This window comes from Robiginitomaculum antarcticum DSM 21748 (assembly GCF_000365025.1).
Lineage (GTDB): Bacteria > Pseudomonadota > Alphaproteobacteria > Caulobacterales > Maricaulaceae > Robiginitomaculum > Robiginitomaculum antarcticum.
Window position 1 is genome coordinate 135,596 of record NZ_KB823012.1, and the last position, 15,610, is coordinate 151,205.

The 15,610-nt window shown below is 51.6% G+C and carries 18 protein-coding genes; 11 read left to right on the forward strand and 7 right to left on the reverse strand.

Annotation, left to right across the window (positions count from 1 at the left end; translation table 11 throughout):
- The first annotated feature begins 458 nt into the window (after positions 1-458).
- From truB to H142_RS17265, 5 genes are all read left to right on the forward strand, one after another.
- Positions 459-1,400, forward strand: a complete 942-nt coding sequence (truB, locus tag H142_RS0107440) for a tRNA pseudouridine(55) synthase TruB (RefSeq protein WP_017931487.1) — start codon at positions 459-461, stop codon at positions 1,398-1,400.
- A 21-nt stretch (positions 1,401-1,421) separates the two neighbouring features.
- Positions 1,422-1,691: a 30S ribosomal protein S15 gene (gene rpsO / locus H142_RS0107445; protein WP_017931488.1), complete on the forward strand. Its 270-nt coding sequence runs from the start codon at positions 1,422-1,424 to the stop codon at positions 1,689-1,691.
- Positions 1,692-1,835: 144 nt separating this feature from the next.
- Positions 1,836-4,043 (forward strand): polyribonucleotide nucleotidyltransferase, encoded by a 2,208-nt coding sequence (gene pnp / locus H142_RS0107450; RefSeq protein WP_017931489.1) that lies wholly within the window; start codon positions 1,836-1,838, stop codon positions 4,041-4,043.
- Positions 4,044-4,165: 122 nt separating this feature from the next.
- On the forward strand, positions 4,166-4,447 hold the full coding sequence (locus tag H142_RS14830; protein ID WP_051048579.1) for a CopG family ribbon-helix-helix protein: 282 nt from the start codon (positions 4,166-4,168) through the stop codon (positions 4,445-4,447).
- A gap of 8 nt (positions 4,448-4,455) precedes the next feature.
- A complete protein-coding gene (locus tag H142_RS17265; protein WP_017931491.1) occupies positions 4,456-4,755 on the forward strand; it encodes a type II toxin-antitoxin system RelE/ParE family toxin in 300 nt (99 codons plus the stop codon).
- Here the strand turns inward: H142_RS17265 and H142_RS0107465 are convergent.
- Positions 4,750-5,166 carry an NUDIX hydrolase gene (locus tag H142_RS0107465; protein WP_017931492.1) on the reverse strand — a complete coding sequence of 139 codons (417 nt, stop codon included), beginning with the start codon at positions 5,164-5,166 and terminating at the stop codon, positions 4,750-4,752. The genes H142_RS17265 and H142_RS0107465 overlap by 6 nt on opposite strands.
- 44 nt (positions 5,167-5,210) lie before the next feature.
- Between H142_RS0107465 and H142_RS0107470 the strand changes: the two genes are divergently transcribed.
- Positions 5,211-5,894 carry an SOS response-associated peptidase gene (locus H142_RS0107470; RefSeq protein ID WP_017931493.1) on the forward strand — a complete coding sequence of 228 codons (684 nt, stop codon included), beginning with the start codon at positions 5,211-5,213 and terminating at the stop codon, positions 5,892-5,894.
- On the opposite strand, the gene H142_RS14835 is transcribed toward H142_RS0107470, so the two are convergent.
- From H142_RS14835 to H142_RS0107485, 3 genes are all read right to left on the reverse strand, one after another.
- Positions 5,881-6,906, reverse strand: a complete 1,026-nt coding sequence (locus tag H142_RS14835) for a YihY/virulence factor BrkB family protein (RefSeq protein WP_051048580.1) — start codon at positions 6,904-6,906, stop codon at positions 5,881-5,883. The genes H142_RS0107470 and H142_RS14835 overlap by 14 nt on opposite strands.
- Positions 6,907-6,909: 3 nt before the next feature.
- Entirely contained in the window at positions 6,910-7,695 is a 786-nt protein-coding gene (gene yaaA / locus H142_RS0107480) for a peroxide stress protein YaaA (RefSeq protein ID WP_017931495.1), read from the reverse strand.
- Between the two features lie 78 nt (positions 7,696-7,773).
- Positions 7,774-8,346 (reverse strand): hypothetical protein, encoded by a 573-nt coding sequence (locus H142_RS0107485; RefSeq protein WP_026147874.1) that lies wholly within the window; start codon positions 8,344-8,346, stop codon positions 7,774-7,776.
- A gap of 72 nt (positions 8,347-8,418) precedes the next feature.
- Here H142_RS0107485 and H142_RS14840 point away from each other — a divergent pair, with 72 nt between their 5' ends.
- Both H142_RS14840 and H142_RS0107495 read left to right on the forward strand, forming a co-directional pair.
- Positions 8,419-8,970, forward strand: coding sequence for a phosphoglycerate mutase family protein (locus H142_RS14840; RefSeq protein ID WP_017931497.1), 552 nt, complete (start codon positions 8,419-8,421; stop codon positions 8,968-8,970).
- Positions 8,971-9,081: 111 nt separating this feature from the next.
- Complete coding sequence (locus H142_RS0107495; RefSeq protein WP_017931498.1) at positions 9,082-9,516, forward strand: EF-hand domain-containing protein; 435 nt, start codon at positions 9,082-9,084, stop codon at positions 9,514-9,516.
- Positions 9,517-9,560: 44 nt separating this feature from the next.
- On the opposite strand, the gene H142_RS16270 is transcribed toward H142_RS0107495, so the two are convergent.
- Positions 9,561-10,787: a sensor histidine kinase gene (locus H142_RS16270; RefSeq protein ID WP_169331823.1), complete on the reverse strand. Its 1,227-nt coding sequence runs from the start codon at positions 10,785-10,787 to the stop codon at positions 9,561-9,563.
- A 291-nt stretch (positions 10,788-11,078) separates the two neighbouring features.
- Here H142_RS16270 and rpsA point away from each other — a divergent pair, with 291 nt between their 5' ends.
- The 3 genes from rpsA (at position 11,079) to mscL (ending at position 13,669) form a co-directional block, all read left to right on the forward strand.
- Entirely contained in the window at positions 11,079-12,776 is a 1,698-nt protein-coding gene (rpsA, locus tag H142_RS0107505; protein WP_026147876.1) for a 30S ribosomal protein S1, read from the forward strand.
- Positions 12,777-12,887: 111 nt separating this feature from the next.
- Complete coding sequence (gene ihfB, locus H142_RS0107510; protein ID WP_017931501.1) at positions 12,888-13,175, forward strand: integration host factor subunit beta; 288 nt, start codon at positions 12,888-12,890, stop codon at positions 13,173-13,175.
- An 80-nt stretch (positions 13,176-13,255) separates the two neighbouring features.
- The gene (gene mscL, locus H142_RS0107515; protein WP_017931502.1) at positions 13,256-13,669 is read left to right on the forward strand and encodes a large conductance mechanosensitive channel protein MscL; all 414 of its coding nucleotides are present in this window, start codon (positions 13,256-13,258) and stop codon (positions 13,667-13,669) included.
- 176 nt (positions 13,670-13,845) lie between these two features.
- On the opposite strand, the gene thpR is transcribed toward mscL, so the two are convergent.
- Together thpR and H142_RS0107530 are read right to left on the reverse strand one after the other, a co-directional pair.
- Complete coding sequence (gene thpR, locus H142_RS0107525) at positions 13,846-14,385, reverse strand: RNA 2',3'-cyclic phosphodiesterase (protein ID WP_017931504.1); 540 nt, start codon at positions 14,383-14,385, stop codon at positions 13,846-13,848.
- 35 nt (positions 14,386-14,420) lie between these two features.
- A complete protein-coding gene (locus H142_RS0107530) occupies positions 14,421-15,473 on the reverse strand; it encodes an aldo/keto reductase (protein WP_026147877.1) in 1,053 nt (350 codons plus the stop codon).
- Between the last annotated feature and the right edge of the window lie 137 nt (positions 15,474-15,610).

Genomic DNA, 15,610 nt, shown 5'->3' on the forward strand with positions numbered 1-15,610 from the left:
GTCGCTACGCAACGTCAGATTTCGCGTTGCTCTATTAGGCCTAAAATCCCGTGAAAAACTGCAGGTCAGATGAAGCTACAGGAATGACCCGCTTTTTAGCAACCTTTCGTCCCCATAATATAAGTATCACTTAGGGGCGAAACCGCGCGTCTATCAGCCTTGTCCCATGAGGTATAAGTCTTCTAACGAGAGACGTTCCGGAGATTTCTATTTGCGTCCTTAATGTCTAATCCGTTTCCTAATTTTGTTAGCGCGCTAATCTTTCCAATAAAGTCTCCAGCTTAACGGCCCTCTCTTGCGGAATTTTAGCGATAATCCATCCATGCCCGGTCTGTGAATGGCGACAAGCATAAGCATTTCCAGCCGCACCTATCTCATCACTATGATATCCGCTAAGTGGATTATTCGATAATAACAAGAGGCGAGTGTCGACCGTAGGTCGACCCGGGAATTAAAAAGTGGCACGTAAGCGCAAAGGCAATCCGGTTCATGGCTGGATCAATTTCAATAAACCTTACGGCATGGGCAGCACGCAGGCTGTGGGGAAATTGCGCTGGCTGATGAGCGCGCAAAAGGCGGGACATGCCGGGACGCTGGATCCGCTGGCGAGCGGGGTGTTGCCGATTGCGCTGGGCGAGGCAACGAAAACCGTGCCGTTTATGATGGACGCGGCGAAGAGTTATGAGGTCGAGATCACATGGGGCGAGCACCGCGATACGCTGGACGCGGAAGGGGTCGTGACGGCGACGTCGGATGTGCGTCCGAGTGAGGCGCAGATCCTTACCGCTTTGCCGCAATTTATTGGCGAGATTGACCAGATACCGCCTAAATATTCTGCCATTAAAGTTGACGGTAAGCGCGCTTATGATCTGGCGCGCGCGGGGCAGGACGTCATTTTGAAATCCCGCCGCGTGCGTATTGATGATATAAGGCTGATTAGCGCAGGTGAGAATGCGGCGCGCCTGTTCGTGGATTGCGGCAAGGGGACGTATATCCGGTCTTTGGCCGCAGATTTGGCAGACGCGCTCGGCACGGCCGGCTATGTGTCACAGCTGGTTCGCACACGCGTCGGGCCGTTTAAAATAGATGCAGCTTTAGGGCTGGATTTTATCGAGCAATCTGTGCATAAGGCCGCCGCTGATCAGGTTTTGCTCGCCGTAGAGACAGCGCTGGACGACATCCCGGCGCTTGCCATTACAAAGTTAGAGCAAGACGACGTGAAGCAAGGCCGGGCTATTGCTCTGCCCCTCGATTTTGCCAAGCATATGTCGCTGGTTGATCGCCCTGAAATTCAGGACGGAAAGCCGGTGCTTATTCTGGTTAAATATGAGGGCAAAGCTGTGGCTCTTTGTGAGGCGTCGGGCGGGACATTATATCCCAAGCGCGTCTTTATGATGTAACGACGATAATGGAGAAACCCGATGTCGATTACCCCCGAGCGCAAAGCTGCGCTGATTAAAAAACACGCCCAGACAAAGGGCGACACAGGCTCCCCTGAAGTTCAGGTTGCCATTTTGTCAGAGCGCATTGCGAACCTGACAGAGCATTTTAAAACGAATAAAAAAGATAATCACTCCCGCCGCGGCCTTCTGGCCATGGTGAGCCAGCGCCGCAAACTGCTGGATTATCTGAAAAATAAAGATGAGAGCCGTTATACGGGCCTTATCAAAGAATTGGGTCTGCGTCGTTAAGACCAGCCCATAAACGCGAAAGGCTGCTTTAGGGCAGCCTTTCGTGCATTTACCGCTCTGAAAAATTATGGAATTTAACAGGGCAAATTTTCGGGAGCGTTTTCAATTCGGAAGACCTCCGCACAACACTAAACGAAAGACGTTATGTTTGATAAACACACAGTAACACTCGACTGGGCCGGACAAGAGCTCACAATTGAAACCGGCGGCATGGCCCGCCAGGCTGACGGGGCCGTCCTCGTCACATTCGGCGAAACAAAATTGCTCGCCACAGCCTGCGCATCGCGCAAGCCTAAACCGGGTCAAAGCTTTTTCCCGCTGACCGTCAACTATATGGAAAAGTTCTACGCAGCGGGTAAAATCCCGGGCGGTTACTTTAAACGTGAAGGCCGTCCAACAGAGCGCGAAACATTGATCTCGCGCCTGACTGACCGTCCAATTCGTCCGCTTTTCCCCAAGGGCTTTAAAAACGAAGTTCAGGTCGTCGTCACGGTTCTGCAACATGACCTTGAAAACGAACCTGACGTACTGGCGATGATCGGCGCTTCTGCAGCCTTGTCACTGTCCGGCGTTCCTTTTGCCGGCCCGATTGCGGCCGCGCGCGTCGGCATGATCGACGGCGATTTCATCCTGCAGCCGACCATTGAAGAAATGGAAGAAGGCGATTTGGATCTGGTTATTGCCGGGACAGATGACGCCGTCATGATGGTTGAATCACAAGCCAAAGAGCTGACCGAAGAGCAAATGCTCGAAGCCGTTATGTTTGCCCATGAAGGCATGCAGCCTGTTATTGAAGCGATCAAAGAGCTTGTTAAAAAAGCCGGTAAGCCCGCTTGGGATTACGAAGTCGCCGAGCATAAGTCAGAGAAAGCCGCCGTTAAAAAGGCCGCTGAGAAAGGCGTCAAAGACGCTTATAAACTGACCGATAAAATGGATCGCCAAGCTAAGCTTGCTGAAGTTAAAGACGCCGCCCGCGCTAAGCTTGTCGCGTCAGATGACAATGAAGACGGCATGGACGGATCAGTTTTTGACGATAGTTTCAAAGCGCTTGAGTCCAAAACAGTGCGCTCATCTGTTATCAAAACAGGCAAGCGTATTGATGGCCGTAAGCTGGACGAAGTTCGCCAGATTACTGCCGAAGCCGGCTTCTTGCCCCGCACACATGGCTCCGCCCTGTTCACGCGCGGCGAAACGCAAGCTTTATGTGTGGCCACACTGGGTACATCTGATGATGAGCAATTCATCGATCAGCTGACCGGAACGATCAAGAACAAGTTCTTGCTGCACTATAACTTCCCGCCATATTCCGTTGGTGAAACCGGCCGTATGGGCGGAACATCACGCCGCGAAACAGGCCACGGCAAGCTCGCATGGCGCGCGCTTCAAGCGGTTCTGCCTAGCGCGGACGAGTTCCCGTATACGATCCGTCTGGTCTCCGAAATTATGGAATCAAATGGATCATCGTCTATGGCAACAGTCTGTGGCTGTGCGCTGGCGATGATGGATGCAGGCGTTCCTTTGAAGCGTCCGGTATCGGGTATCGCAATGGGTCTTATCAAAGACGATGACGGCGTTGCCGTTCTGTCTGATATCCTGGGTGATGAAGATCACCTTGGCGATATGGACTTTAAAGTCGCGGGTACATCCGAAGGCATTACCTCACTGCAAATGGACATTAAAATCGCCGGTATTACCCGCGATATTATGGAAAAAGCGCTTGAGCAGGCCAAAGCCGGTCGTATCCATATCCTCGGCGAGATGAACAAAGCGCTGACAGAATCCCGTAGTGAAGTTGGCGAATTTGCACCGCGGATTGAGACGATGAAAATCCCGGTTGATAAAATCCGCGACGTCATCGGTACAGGCGGCAAGGTCATTCGCGAAATCGTCGAAGTCACAGGCGCTCGCGTCAATGTCGAAGACGATGGCACGATCAAAATCGCCTCCAGCGACGCGGCCTCTATCACAGCGGCCAAAGACTGGATCCACGGTTTGACGGCTGAGCCGGAAGTCGGCGCGATCTATAAAGGCAAGGTTGTCAAAGTGATGGACTTCGGCGCATTTGTGAACTTCTTTGGTAAGAAAGACGGCCTTGTGCATGTCTCTCAGATTAAACCGGAACGCGTGAACCACCCGTCCGATCACCTGTCTGAAGGTGATGAAGTCTATGTTCAACTGATGGGCTTTGATAATCGCGGTAAAACCAAATTGTCTATGAAGGTCGTTGACCAAGAGACAGGCCTGGAAATAACCCGCGAAGAGCCTGAAGCTTCTGACGAAGGTGATGAGTCCGCAGGCGATAAGCCCAAGCGCACCCGTCGCCGCGGTAAAAAGAAATCTGAGGAAGAGTAGCACTTAGCTATCCCTCTTAAATCAGAAAGCCCGCCTCATTGAGGCGGGCTTTTTTATGGCTTAATCAGAAATGTATGCTATGTATTACAGTGTATACTAAACGTTTTAGAGGTACATATATTATGGGTACGACACCATTTTCACTGCGAATTGATGAGAACACTAAACTGTCTTTGGATAAGATTGCGGCGCTTGAAGACCGCAGCGCGTCCTATCTGGCGGGGAAAGCCATTGAAGCCTATGTTCAGGAATTTGAGGCGCGGTCGAGACTTATTGCTGCGGCTATAAAGGCTGCTGAAAAAGGCGAATTTATCTCTGATGCGGCGATGCAGCGCTGGCTTGAAGGCTGGGGCAGTGACAATGAACTAAACGCGCCCGGCGTCGATATACGTGCTAAATCTTAATCCCAAAAATGTCTAAGCTCTCAGTCGTATATTTGGAATCGGCGAGAGATGATCTTGTCTGGATATCCGAAGATCTCAAAAAATTCAGTGCCGAGGGGCGCCAGGTCTTTGCTAAGATGTATCAGTCCACAGTCGAGCTTATTCGCGAGAGTCCTAAGGTCGGGCGGGCTCATCCAGACTTTAAATCCGTCAGATTATTTCCGATTATAAAATCAAACTATTCCATCGTGTATCAGGTCAAGACCGATCAGATCATAATATTTCATGTCTGGGATCAACGGCGAAAACCAAATGCGATGCGGCTATGATCTGATAAATCCCCAAGCCTGCCTCACTACCGCTTCCGTCTTGGGCCACATCTTCAACTCCGCTATATCCTCCATTGCAAAAAACTGCGCATCCACCGCGTCGTCTCCGGCGCGCACATCGCCGCTTATATACTGCGCAATGTAGTCGTGGAGCAGATAGTGGTGTGTGCCGAAATTGGCATCGATGGTCGCGATTTTTATGCCGAGCTTTGCCGTCACCCCCGTCTCTTCGAAAAGTTCGCGTAGTGCGGCGGATTCGTAGCTCTCGCCCGGCTCCACCCGTCCGCCGGGCAGGGACCAGTCGCCTTTACGCGGGGGCTTGCTGCGCCGTATCAACAACACCTCATCGCCGCGAAAACAGATCACGCCAACAGCGTCTTGAAGTGCAGGTGAAGAATTGCTTTTGTCCATATGCCCCGTTTATCATGGGCCGCTATTGTTGAACAGGACACCCTATGTGCGGCCGCTACGCCTTATCTGCGACATTGCTTGAGATCGCCATGGCGCTTGAGGCGAGCGACGGCAATAATGGCCTGTGGATGTGGAAACCTCATTATAATATTGCGCCGTCCATGACCGTGCCGGTGATCGCGCTAAACGGGCAGGGCGCGCGCGTGGTCGTGCCTATGCGCTGGGGCTTGCATCCGCATTGGAGCAAAGCCATGCCGGAGGGCCGCCCCATGTTTAATGCCCGCGTCGAGACCGCAGCCGAGAAGCCGAGCTTTCGCACGCCATGGAAACGCCGCCGCGCTCTGTTTCCGGTTTCGGGCTGGTATGAGTGGGAAGCGGTGGAGACCGAAGACGGCAAGATAATCAAACAGCCCTTTTATATTTATGACGCCGATAAGCCCATGACCTGTCTCGCGGGACTGTGGGATCACTACCGCGTTGATGAAGGCATAACATTGTTATCTGCGGCGATCTTGACCACGGCGGCGAAGGGGCCGGTTAAAACCCTGCATCACCGAATGCCCGTTATGCTGCCCGAAACGGCGTGGGCGGACTGGCTTGATCCGGACGCCGATCCCAATAAAATTATGCAGACGATGCGTGACGGAGAAAATCTGAAATTCCACGCAGTTGACCGCGCGGTCGGAAATGGCCGGGCGCAGGGCGCGGATTTGATCAATCCCCTTTAGCGATCTCGTCATCTGTAGCGGGCGCCATTTGTTCTTCAATATTAATAGGCGAGTCGGGATGGAAATAATCAGCCATAGCCGCGCCGCGTTTGCCCAGTGGCCGCCTGCGGCCGCGCGTCGTATCGACGGAGGTATGACGCTCCAGCTCTGCATTAAGTTCTGCGCCTACAATGACAACAAAGGCGGTCAGCCAGAACCACAGCAGCAGGATGATAACGGCGGAGAGTGAGCCGTAAAATCTATTAAAATTGGAAAACTCAGCGACGAAATATGAAAATCCAGCACTGATAAAAAGCCAGCTTATGGTCGCGAAAAATACGCCCGGAAACAGCCAGCGGAATTTCGCTTGACGCCGCGACGGACCGATGCGGTAGAGAACAAATGTGGCAAAGCCAAACAGCAAAACAATAATAATCCACGGCATATAATAGGTCACAATGGCGGAGAGACCTTCAAGCTTTAGCAGAGACAAAAGCGCCGGCACGCCAAAGATGACCGTCAAAGCGAGCCACATAAAGAGCGTGACCGAGAGGGTCATGGCTCCCGCAAGCGCAAAAAATGCCGCCGGATTGCGGGTTTCGCGCTCGCCATAAGCAATATTCATCGCCAGCATTACGGCGCGTATCCCGGCGCCGGCGCTCCACACGGCAAATAGTAAACCCGCCGCAATCCCCAGCTGCAAACGCAGCGGCGGCGCGTTCGCGACCGTGCGGATTTGCGCGTCGAGAAGTCTCCAGCCCTCGGGCGGTAATAGCGGGGCAAGCGCTGCTATCGGTTGCTGAACAGCAGCCGGATCAGCGAACAGGCCATAAATCGACAGGCACGCCGTGATGAGCGGAAATATGGCGAGCATCGTAAAAAAAGCGACGCCCGCCGCAATAATGGCGACATTGTCGGACCGGATTTCGGATAATGTGCGTTTAAAAACTGACCAATAGACCCGCGGGGGGAATTTTAGCGGACCGTCAGCCTGATAAATGGGGCAGATCGGAGCCTTATGCATGCTACGCATATATTATGACTTTGCCGGGGGCTGCGGGCGGGAAAAGACGGGAACCGCTGCGGTGCTTGCCTCATTGTCAAAGACGTAGCCGTCCAAATTAAAGTCCGAAAGCGCTTCGCGTTTCGTAATCCGGTTTTGAATCATCCAGCGCGCCATCGCGCCGCGTGCATATTTGGCATAAAAACTGATGACCCGGGATTTCCCGTTTTTCTCCTCGACAAAACGCGGAGAAATAAGGGGGACGTTTAGCGCCTTTTTATCGACGGCTTTGAAATATTCATGACTGGCCAGATTCACGATGCAGGCGGATTCGCTTGCGGCGGCGGAGGCGTTTATCCGTTTGGCGATTTTATCACCCCAAAAGTCATAAAGCGTGCTTCCGCGCGGGTTTTCCAGTTTTATCCCCATTTCAAGGCGGTAAGGCTGTAAGGCGTCCATGGGGGTCAGCAGGCCATATAGACCCGACAAAATGCGTAAATGCTCTTGGGCAAAAGCCAAATCATCGTCTGACATATCCGCCGCTTGAAGCCCCGAATAAACATCGCCGTTAAATGTCAATATAGCCGGTTTGGCGCTATTGCTCTGCCCGTTAAGTCGAAAGCTTTTAAACCGCTTGGCATTAAGCTGCGCCAGATCATCGGAGATCGACATCAGGTCGGAGAGATCAGCTGCGCTTTTTTGTTTGGCGATGCGCGCGAGCTGCGCTGTATCTTTGGAAAAATGCGGCTGCGTCGCCGTGACGTCACGATCTAGAGGCGATTCGTCTAGGGATTTGGCGGGAGAGAGAAGTATAATCATAAGAGTGTTTTAATATGGCAGGGCGCGGAGTCTATAGCCTTTGATATGCGCAAACCCGCGAACGGAACCAATTACAGGTTATTTTCTTCTCCAGATTACGCTGTACTCTGCCGGGGCGCCCGAAACGGACTGGATGGATTCAGAGACGTAATAAAACCCGGCATTAGGAATTGTGAAGCTGACTATGCCCGAATTTTTACGCTGAACCTTGACTTCACTTTGGTCAATCGGCGTGCATTTAAAAATTTCCATCAGCACGACGCGTTGGCACTGCGTCACAATAAACGTCATTTCCGACGGCTCTGAGACCACAAATACGGCCTCGACATGTGAGCCATTATGCATATATCCGCGCTGGACTCGCAGCAAGTCCAGATAGGGTGTAAACCAACCGCTTTTATTTTGTGTCTCATAACTGATTTGCGGCGTAACCTTGCTTTCACTCGACATGCGCAAAATCTTACTGTCCACGGCAAAGGCCGGAAGATAGAACAGGCTGCAATAGGAAAGGAAAATACCCAGCATAATGGCCAGCGTAGAGGCGATAAGACGCCCGTTGGACATGGATCGCTTCGGGGCCGAAAAAGTCATGCCCTTCTTAAGTTGCGATACGGATTGCGCGCTGTCTGTAAATGTGAATTGGCCTCGCATTCACCTCTCCCCACCGTGAATAACAGTTAAAAAAGATATAGCGGACAGCTTAATTTTCTCTAAAGTATATTTATGTTGAACATTAACTTGAATATTGCAGCCGCTCTTTTAGTGGTAGGGCTAAATCTTACGGCTTGTCAGAGCTACGAGGCGACGCAAATTGAGGATACAGCGCAGCAGATATACCTCGTTCGTCATGCGGAGAAAATTCTTGATGTCGAAGACCCGGCTTTGACGTCTAAAGGCCAAGAGCGGGCGCAGGCCTTGGCTGTGCGTCTGGACGGCATCACTATAGACATAGACGGTATTTATTCATCTGATTATAGGCGCACGCGCGATACGGCAGCGCCGCTGGCGGCATCCAAAGGTCTGGAGGTGCAGCTCTATGATCCGCGCGACCTTCCGGCTTTGGCACAGCGTCTCAAAGCTACATGTAAGGTTTGCGTTGTGGTCGGGCACAGCAATACCACACCGCAGCTTTCAGTAGAGCTGGGCGGCAAGTCCGGCGGCGAGATTAATGAAGCGTCGGAATATGACCGTCTTTACCTAATTGTCATTAATCGGAAAGATGGCGAAGATGGCGAAGATGTGTCCACACTAATCGAAAGCTATGGCGCACCTTAGCGTTATTTTGCCTTAATTCCGCCCTGATGATGAGCGCTGCATTACCGCATGCTCATTATGTCCTGACGCAAATTGCGCGCATTTTGTCTCCATGGCAATAAAGGAGATATTATGACCATTCACTATACTAAACCCGCCCGCACCGGACTGCTTGGTCTGGCTGCATTAACGCTTTTCGCGGCTCCGGCTCTGGCCGGCGATCCCCAAGCCGAGGCGGCGCCTACGCAACTGGATTACTTCAATGCCGCGGATACATCAGGTGATGCCGCTCTGGACGCCGCTGAGTTTCAAACTTACATTGAAACCATGGCTGATGGCGGCGATATCAGCGCGCAAAACGTTCGCGATACGGACGACTATACCGGCGCTTTTCTAGCGGCAGATACCAATGCAAATGGCTCTGTCAGTTTTGATGAGGTTACAGCGCCCGCCGCTATAATGACGGAGCCCGATGCTGAGCCTGAAATCGAGCTTATGCCACAGGTTGATATCCCTGAAGACAGCGACATGCCGTTTGAAGAGAGTGCAGAGACACCCGAAGATTAGGCAATGTAAGGAAAGTTAGAGCGGCCGCCTCGGGCGGCCGCTTATTACGCGGCGATCCTGTGCGGCGGATTAGCATAGGTTTCAATCGGCAGAAATATAGAAAACCGCGCGCCGCCATGCGGGCTTCGCGTAACAGAAATCGTGCCATTTTTGTTCAGAACGATTTTCTTCACAATCGCCAGTCCCATACCCGAAGCTTCAACTTCATCGCGCCGCTGGAGAGTCGCGAAGGCATTGAAGATTTTATCAACAGACTCTTCCGGGATGCCCGGGCCGTTATCATCAATAGACAGATTTAAACCATCTTTGACGCTCTCCAAATTCACCCATAGCTGCCCTATGTCTTTGTCATTGTGTTTAATGGCATTACCGAGCAGATTTAAAATTAAAATTTCAAAGGTTACGTCGTGATCATGAACCCAAATTTCACCGCCCGTAAGGTCGATACTGTGAATGTCATCAGCGTTGAGGAGATCAAAAGCCGTTTGAATTTTTTGTGCGAGGGGAATATATTCTTGGCGGCTTTGCTCCCTTCCCAGACGTGAATATTGCAAGAGATTATTGAGCAAGCGGTCCAATCGATCAACGCGGCCGTCCAGCAGAGTCAGATTTTGCTTTGTCTCTTCGCTACACGTGTCTTTCACATCATCGCTAATCCATTCCGTTAGATTTTTCATCGCCCGTAACGGGGCGCGTAAATCGTGCGAGGCAATATAGGCAAATTGCTCAAGGTCTTCATTCGAGCGCTTGAGTTCATTTGTGTAGATATTGGCTTCCACGAGCTGGTCTTCTTGCAGCTTATGAAGTGTGCGCAGGCTGACCCAGAACATGTTAAAATCTACAGCCAAGAGGGCTGTATAGGCCACCCAGCCCAGCAGCATTCCTGTATGCGGGGTAATCTGCATTGAGAAAAGGTATCCCGCCATTGCGGCGTGAAAGCCGGCCATCATTGCCAGCATTAATCCATAATGGGCGCGGTGATGAACTCCGCACGACTGAATAAAGCGTGCGAAATACTCTACAATCGGACCGGGGATCAGAATATTGTCGCCTGTGGGGCCTGACACTGTTCTTAGAAAATGAGGTATGCGGTAATAACACCACCATGTTCCGAAATTGACTAATGCAAGCAGCAAGGCGGCCCATGCTGGCAGCATGGACTGGCTAACGAAGATGAGAACCAGAATATCAAATGGGACAAGATAAATCTGCCCGCGAAATATAGTCCACCTGTTTGCAGTTTTGGGGAGGGGGGACGTAATATTACTCAAATTTTGATTCACACGCCTACCTATCTTTAAGTTTTCCCGCATTTGAGAAAATTGAGTTTTCATAACGAAGTCGTGATCTGTTACAGCTTCAATATTAAGGACAGGTTTATGTAAGGCGTTCGTCAATAACAAATTCTAGGTCTCGCCTACTGCGCCTCTCCACTTGCTTATCCGTCAGTCCAGCGTTATACAGCTGCACCCTCCGCGTGAGGGTTTTTTAGTACGCCCGGATTGGCCGGGCCAGACCGCCGGATATTACCGGTTGGCAAGACCTATATTTTCGGAGAAAAAATGGGCACTATGAATCCGTCTATGGACGATTTTGCATCAATGCTGGAAGCTTCACTCGAAGCCAATTCCATGACAGAAGGCAGCGTTGTCAAAGGCATCGTTACCGCAATTGAAAAAGACATGGCCATCATCGATGTTGGCCTTAAAACCGAAGGCCGCGTGCCTTTGAGAGAATTTTACGTTCCCGGCGAAGACAAAAAGCTGAAAGCCGGCGACGAAGTTGATATCTTCCTAGAGCGTATCGAAAACGCCCTTGGCGACGCTGTCCTTTCACGGGACAAGGCGCGCCGCGAGGAATCTTGGATTAAGATGGAAAAGGTCTTCGAAAAAGAAGAACCTGTCAAAGGCCAGATCGTTGGCCGCGTCAAAGGCGGTTTCACCGTCGATCTGGGCGGCGTCAACGCATTCCTCCCCGGCTCACAAGTCGATATCCGCCCCGTACGCGATGTGGGTCCTCTGATGAACCAGGACCAGCCGTTTATGATCCTGAAAATGGATCGCCCTCGCGGAAACATTGTTGTCTCCCGCCGCGCTGTCCTCGAAGAGAGCCGCGCCGAGCAACGCGCCGAGCTTGTCGGTCAATTGGCCGAAGGTGAAACACGTGAAGGTATCGTCAAAAATATCACAGATTACGGCGCATTCGTAGATCTGGGCGGTATTGACGGACTTTTGCATGTCACCGATATGAGCTGGCGCCGCGTCTCTCACCCCAGTCAGGTTCTGTCTGTGGGCGATACGGTCAAAGTCAAAGTCATCCGCATTAATTCTGACACACAGCGCATCAGCCTTGGCATGAAGCAGCTGATGGAAGATCCGTGGGATGCGGTCACGGCGAAATATCAGGTCGGCACACGCCTGACCGGTACAGTCACAAATATCGCTGATTACGGCGCATTTATTGAACTTGAAGAAGGCGTTGAAGGTCTTGTCCATGTTTCAGAAATGAGCTGGACAAAGAAAAACGTCCATCCGGGCAAGATTGTCTCGACATCCGAGCAGGTCGACGTTGAAGTCCTCGAAGTGGACGAAGAAAAACGCCGCATCAGTCTTGGCATCAAGCAGACACAGGAAAATCCATGGGACAGTTTTGCCCGTGACTTCCCGGTCGGCACAATTGTTAAAGGCGAAGTGCGCTCTATTACTGAATTTGGCCTGTTTATCGGTCTGGACGGCGATATTGACGGCATGGCGCATTTGTCTGATCTGTCTTGGGACATGTCCGGCGAAGAGGCGCTGGCCAGCTATAATAAAGGCGACGTTGTCGAAGCGAAGATCCTTGAAGTTGATACGGACAAAGAACGCATCAGTCTTGGCGTGAAACAGCTTGTTAAAGATACCGGCCTGTCAGCCGGATCCTCTACGGGCCGCGGCAAAACCGTGACCTGTACGGTCACTGAAGTGAACTCCGGCGGGATCGAAGTGTCCTTCGGTGATGAGGGATCCGAAACAAGCGCCTTTATCCGCAAAGCCGACCTGTCGCGAGAGCGCACAGAACAGCGTCCGGAACGTTTTGCCGTTGGCGACAAAGTCGATGCGCGCATCGTCAAAGTCGACAGCAAAACCCGCAAACCGCATCTTTCCATCAAGGCGCTGGAAATCGCCGAAGAGAAAGAAGCCGTGGATCAGTATGGCTCAACAGACGCAGGCGCGTCACTGGGCGATATCCTAGGCGCAGCGCTGAAAAACTCAGACGAGTAAGCTTTCGTTTAGAATGTTTAGAAGCCTCCGCCTTCGGGCGGGGGCTTTTTTTTTTGCTCTGGTCGCTAAAGCGCTTGACCGCCCGTGCCCCTGCCGTGCTAAACACCCGCCATGCTTAAATCAGAACTCATTGACCAAATGGCCGAAGAGAACCCGCATTTATCACGTAATGATATGGAGCGGGTCGTGGTCACATTTTTTGAAACCATCTCCCAGACGCTCGAGTCCGGCGCGCGGGTCGAACTTCGCGGGTTTGGCGCTTTTTCTCCGCGCTACCGCAAGCCGCGCATCGGGCGTAATCCGCGCACAGGCGGAACGGTACATGTGCCGGAAAAATACGTACCTTTTTTCCGTACAGGTAAAGATCTACGCGACCGGATAAATGCGACGCGCGATTAACGCTCCAAGCCTTTGTCTCTATGGTGAAGGTCTATGTCAGTGCGCTATAAATTTTATTGACCATTATTAGGGAAAATCACATGGGAATGATTTCAGAATTTAAGTCCTTTGCAATGAAGGGCAATCTTGTCGACATGGCGGTCGGTTTTGTCATGGGCAGCGCATTTGCCACCGTTGTAACATCATTTATCGCTGATGTATTCATGCCGGCGATCAGTCCGCTAATGGGCGGTCTCGATCTTTCAGAATGGAAGATTGTTTTGGAAGAACCGGTTATTGGCGCTGATGGCGTTATTACAGACCCAGGTGCTGTGATCGCATTAGGCAGCTTTTTGACGGCTATCATCTCATTTATTATTGTTGCCTTTGTTATGTTCATGATCATCAAGGGCATGAATAAAGCCAAGAAAAAAGAAGACGATGCCCCCGCCGCTCCGCCCGCAAACGAAATCTTGCTGGCTGAAATCCGTGATTTGCTCGCAAAGCAAAAATAATTGATTTGATTTTCTAATATTGACCCGCTTTAGAGCGGGTCTTTTTTTGTCATAAAGATGAGCTTTGAAACTCTATGATGACCTGCCCTCCGGTAATAGTTACGAAGTGCGCTGGCTTTTGCATTGCACAGACTATCCCGGGCATAATTTAAAAACGGATGCGCCGGGCTAAATGTTCATCCTAAGAGCGGATAGCTGGCTTGTGGAACGTATAAGTTCGCGCCGCGCTTTTTCGGCTCGCTGCTATAGAGGATAATTTGGTCACATAGCTGCGGCCCTGCGGTAAAGCGCGCCATGCGCTCTTCAAATGAAATAATACGTTCGAGCGGCGCGTCGGCTTTCAGATAGGCCATTGTGATATGAGGGACATATTTTCGCGCCTCTAAATTAATCCCCGCCTCACGCGCCGCCTGGCGGCAGGCCTTTCGCAGAGCCGTGATCTGCTCATTAGGCAGGACGCGCGTCCATATGGAATGGATGTCGGTTTTGCCGAAATGCCCTGCGCCGGACACGGTCATTTCGACCGGCGGTAAAGGATTGCGCGCCAAAGCGTCGTCCAGAACCTCGGCCTGATCCAGCGTTACGTCCCCGAAATAACACAGGGTCATATGCAGATTGTCACGGGGCCGCCATCGCGCCCCCGGCACGCCTTTGCTCATACGCGCCAGATCTTTGGCGAGCTTGTCATCGACGGGCAGGGCGGCGAATAAAATCATTTATGTTTCATCCAAGCTGAATGCTCTTTAGCCCATTATGCGGACGCCACTGGCGAGCGGAAACGTTTATGGAGATCGCTAGCGGCTTTTTCCATCTCATCCGTCCATTCAATATCGTGAGCGTCGATATTCTCGGATAGCTGCTCCAGTGTCGTTGCCCCGATAATATTAGATGTCACAAAATCTCGGCTTTGCGCAAATTTATAAGCAAATTGCGTCGGCGTAATGCCCAGATCGCGGGCGGCGTCATTACAGGCTTTGGCGGCATGAAGCTCTTGAGCCAGCTCGTAGCGGCCCAGAAATTGCGGAAATAAATCTCCGCGCGAGCCTTTCGGCGCTTTGCCATCATCATATTTCCCGGACAACAGCCCCATGGCGAGTGATGAGTAAGGCAACAGACCAACACCTTCGCGCATAGCCACTTCGGCTGCGCCATAATCAAAACGCCGCGCCAGCAGACTGTAGACGTTTTGAATGGACGCTACACGCGGCAAGCCGTGTTTTCCTGACAGCTCTAAAAACTTCATAGTGCCCCAGGGGGATTCGTTAGACAGACCGATATGACGGATATTACCTTTTTCGATATGACGCTGCAACGCGCCTAGAATGTCTACCATATCGACGGTATCTGCCATGTCGTAGTCATCATAGCTGTGAAAGCCAAAGCCCTGCAATGGACGGTCAGGCCAATGCAATTGATAAAGGTCAATATAATCGGTGTTCAGGCGGCGAAGAGATTTTTCAACGGCTTCGTTAATTTGCGCTGCCGTCTGGCGGACCTTGTTGGTGTCACTGCGAAGCCACTCCATTTCACTGCGTCCGGCGACTTTGCTAGCCAAAATAAAATCATCACGCCGTCCGCGCGCTTTAATCCAGCTGCCAATATACTCTTCGGTTCGGCCTTGCGTTTCCGCCCGAGCCGGAACGGGATACATTTCTGCAGTGTCGATAAAATTAATGCCGCGATCCAGAGCGTAATCAAGCTGTTTATGGGCCTGCGCTTCGGTATTTTGCTCTCCCCATGTCATTGTCCCAAGACAGATTGAGGTAACAGACAGGCCGGTTCGGCCAAGAGGACGGTATTGCATTTAAGACTCCGGTAGGAATAGGATTTGCCGCAGCTTTACCCTTGGCCATTTGCAATGACTTACTATATAATAAGGGTAATGACAGGGCCAAATTCATTGACCCACTCACAATCCTGTCGCGTAATTGAAAGGTTTAA

What these genes read in the sequence shown, in the direction of transcription:
- rpsO (WP_017931488.1), top strand. Translation starts at nt 1,422, where the DNA reads ATGTCGATTACCCCCGAGCGCAAAGCTGCGCTGATTAAAAAACACGCC.
- pnp (WP_017931489.1), top strand. Translation starts at nt 1,836, where the DNA reads ATGTTTGATAAACACACAGTAACACTCGACTGGGCCGGACAAGAGCTC.
- H142_RS14830 (WP_051048579.1), top strand. Translation starts at nt 4,166, where the DNA reads ATGGGTACGACACCATTTTCACTGCGAATTGATGAGAACACTAAACTG.
- H142_RS17265 (WP_017931491.1), top strand. Translation starts at nt 4,456, where the DNA reads ATGTCTAAGCTCTCAGTCGTATATTTGGAATCGGCGAGAGATGATCTT.
- H142_RS0107465 (WP_017931492.1), bottom strand. Translation starts at nt 5,166, where the DNA reads ATGGACAAAAGCAATTCTTCACCTGCACTTCAAGACGCTGTTGGCGTG.
- H142_RS0107470 (WP_017931493.1), top strand. Translation starts at nt 5,211, where the DNA reads ATGTGCGGCCGCTACGCCTTATCTGCGACATTGCTTGAGATCGCCATG.
- H142_RS14835 (WP_051048580.1), bottom strand. Translation starts at nt 6,906, where the DNA reads ATGCGTAGCATGCATAAGGCTCCGATCTGCCCCATTTATCAGGCTGAC.
- yaaA (WP_017931495.1), bottom strand. Translation starts at nt 7,695, where the DNA reads ATGATTATACTTCTCTCTCCCGCCAAATCCCTAGACGAATCGCCTCTA.
- H142_RS0107485 (WP_026147874.1), bottom strand. Translation starts at nt 8,346, where the DNA reads ATGCGAGGCCAATTCACATTTACAGACAGCGCGCAATCCGTATCGCAA.
- H142_RS14840 (WP_017931497.1), top strand. Translation starts at nt 8,419, where the DNA reads ATGTTGAACATTAACTTGAATATTGCAGCCGCTCTTTTAGTGGTAGGG.
- H142_RS0107495 (WP_017931498.1), top strand. Translation starts at nt 9,082, where the DNA reads ATGACCATTCACTATACTAAACCCGCCCGCACCGGACTGCTTGGTCTG.
- rpsA (WP_026147876.1), top strand. Translation starts at nt 11,079, where the DNA reads ATGGGCACTATGAATCCGTCTATGGACGATTTTGCATCAATGCTGGAA.
- ihfB (WP_017931501.1), top strand. Translation starts at nt 12,888, where the DNA reads ATGCTTAAATCAGAACTCATTGACCAAATGGCCGAAGAGAACCCGCAT.
- mscL (WP_017931502.1), top strand. Translation starts at nt 13,256, where the DNA reads ATGGGAATGATTTCAGAATTTAAGTCCTTTGCAATGAAGGGCAATCTT.
- thpR (WP_017931504.1), bottom strand. Translation starts at nt 14,385, where the DNA reads ATGATTTTATTCGCCGCCCTGCCCGTCGATGACAAGCTCGCCAAAGAT.
- H142_RS0107530 (WP_026147877.1), bottom strand. Translation starts at nt 15,473, where the DNA reads ATGCAATACCGTCCTCTTGGCCGAACCGGCCTGTCTGTTACCTCAATC.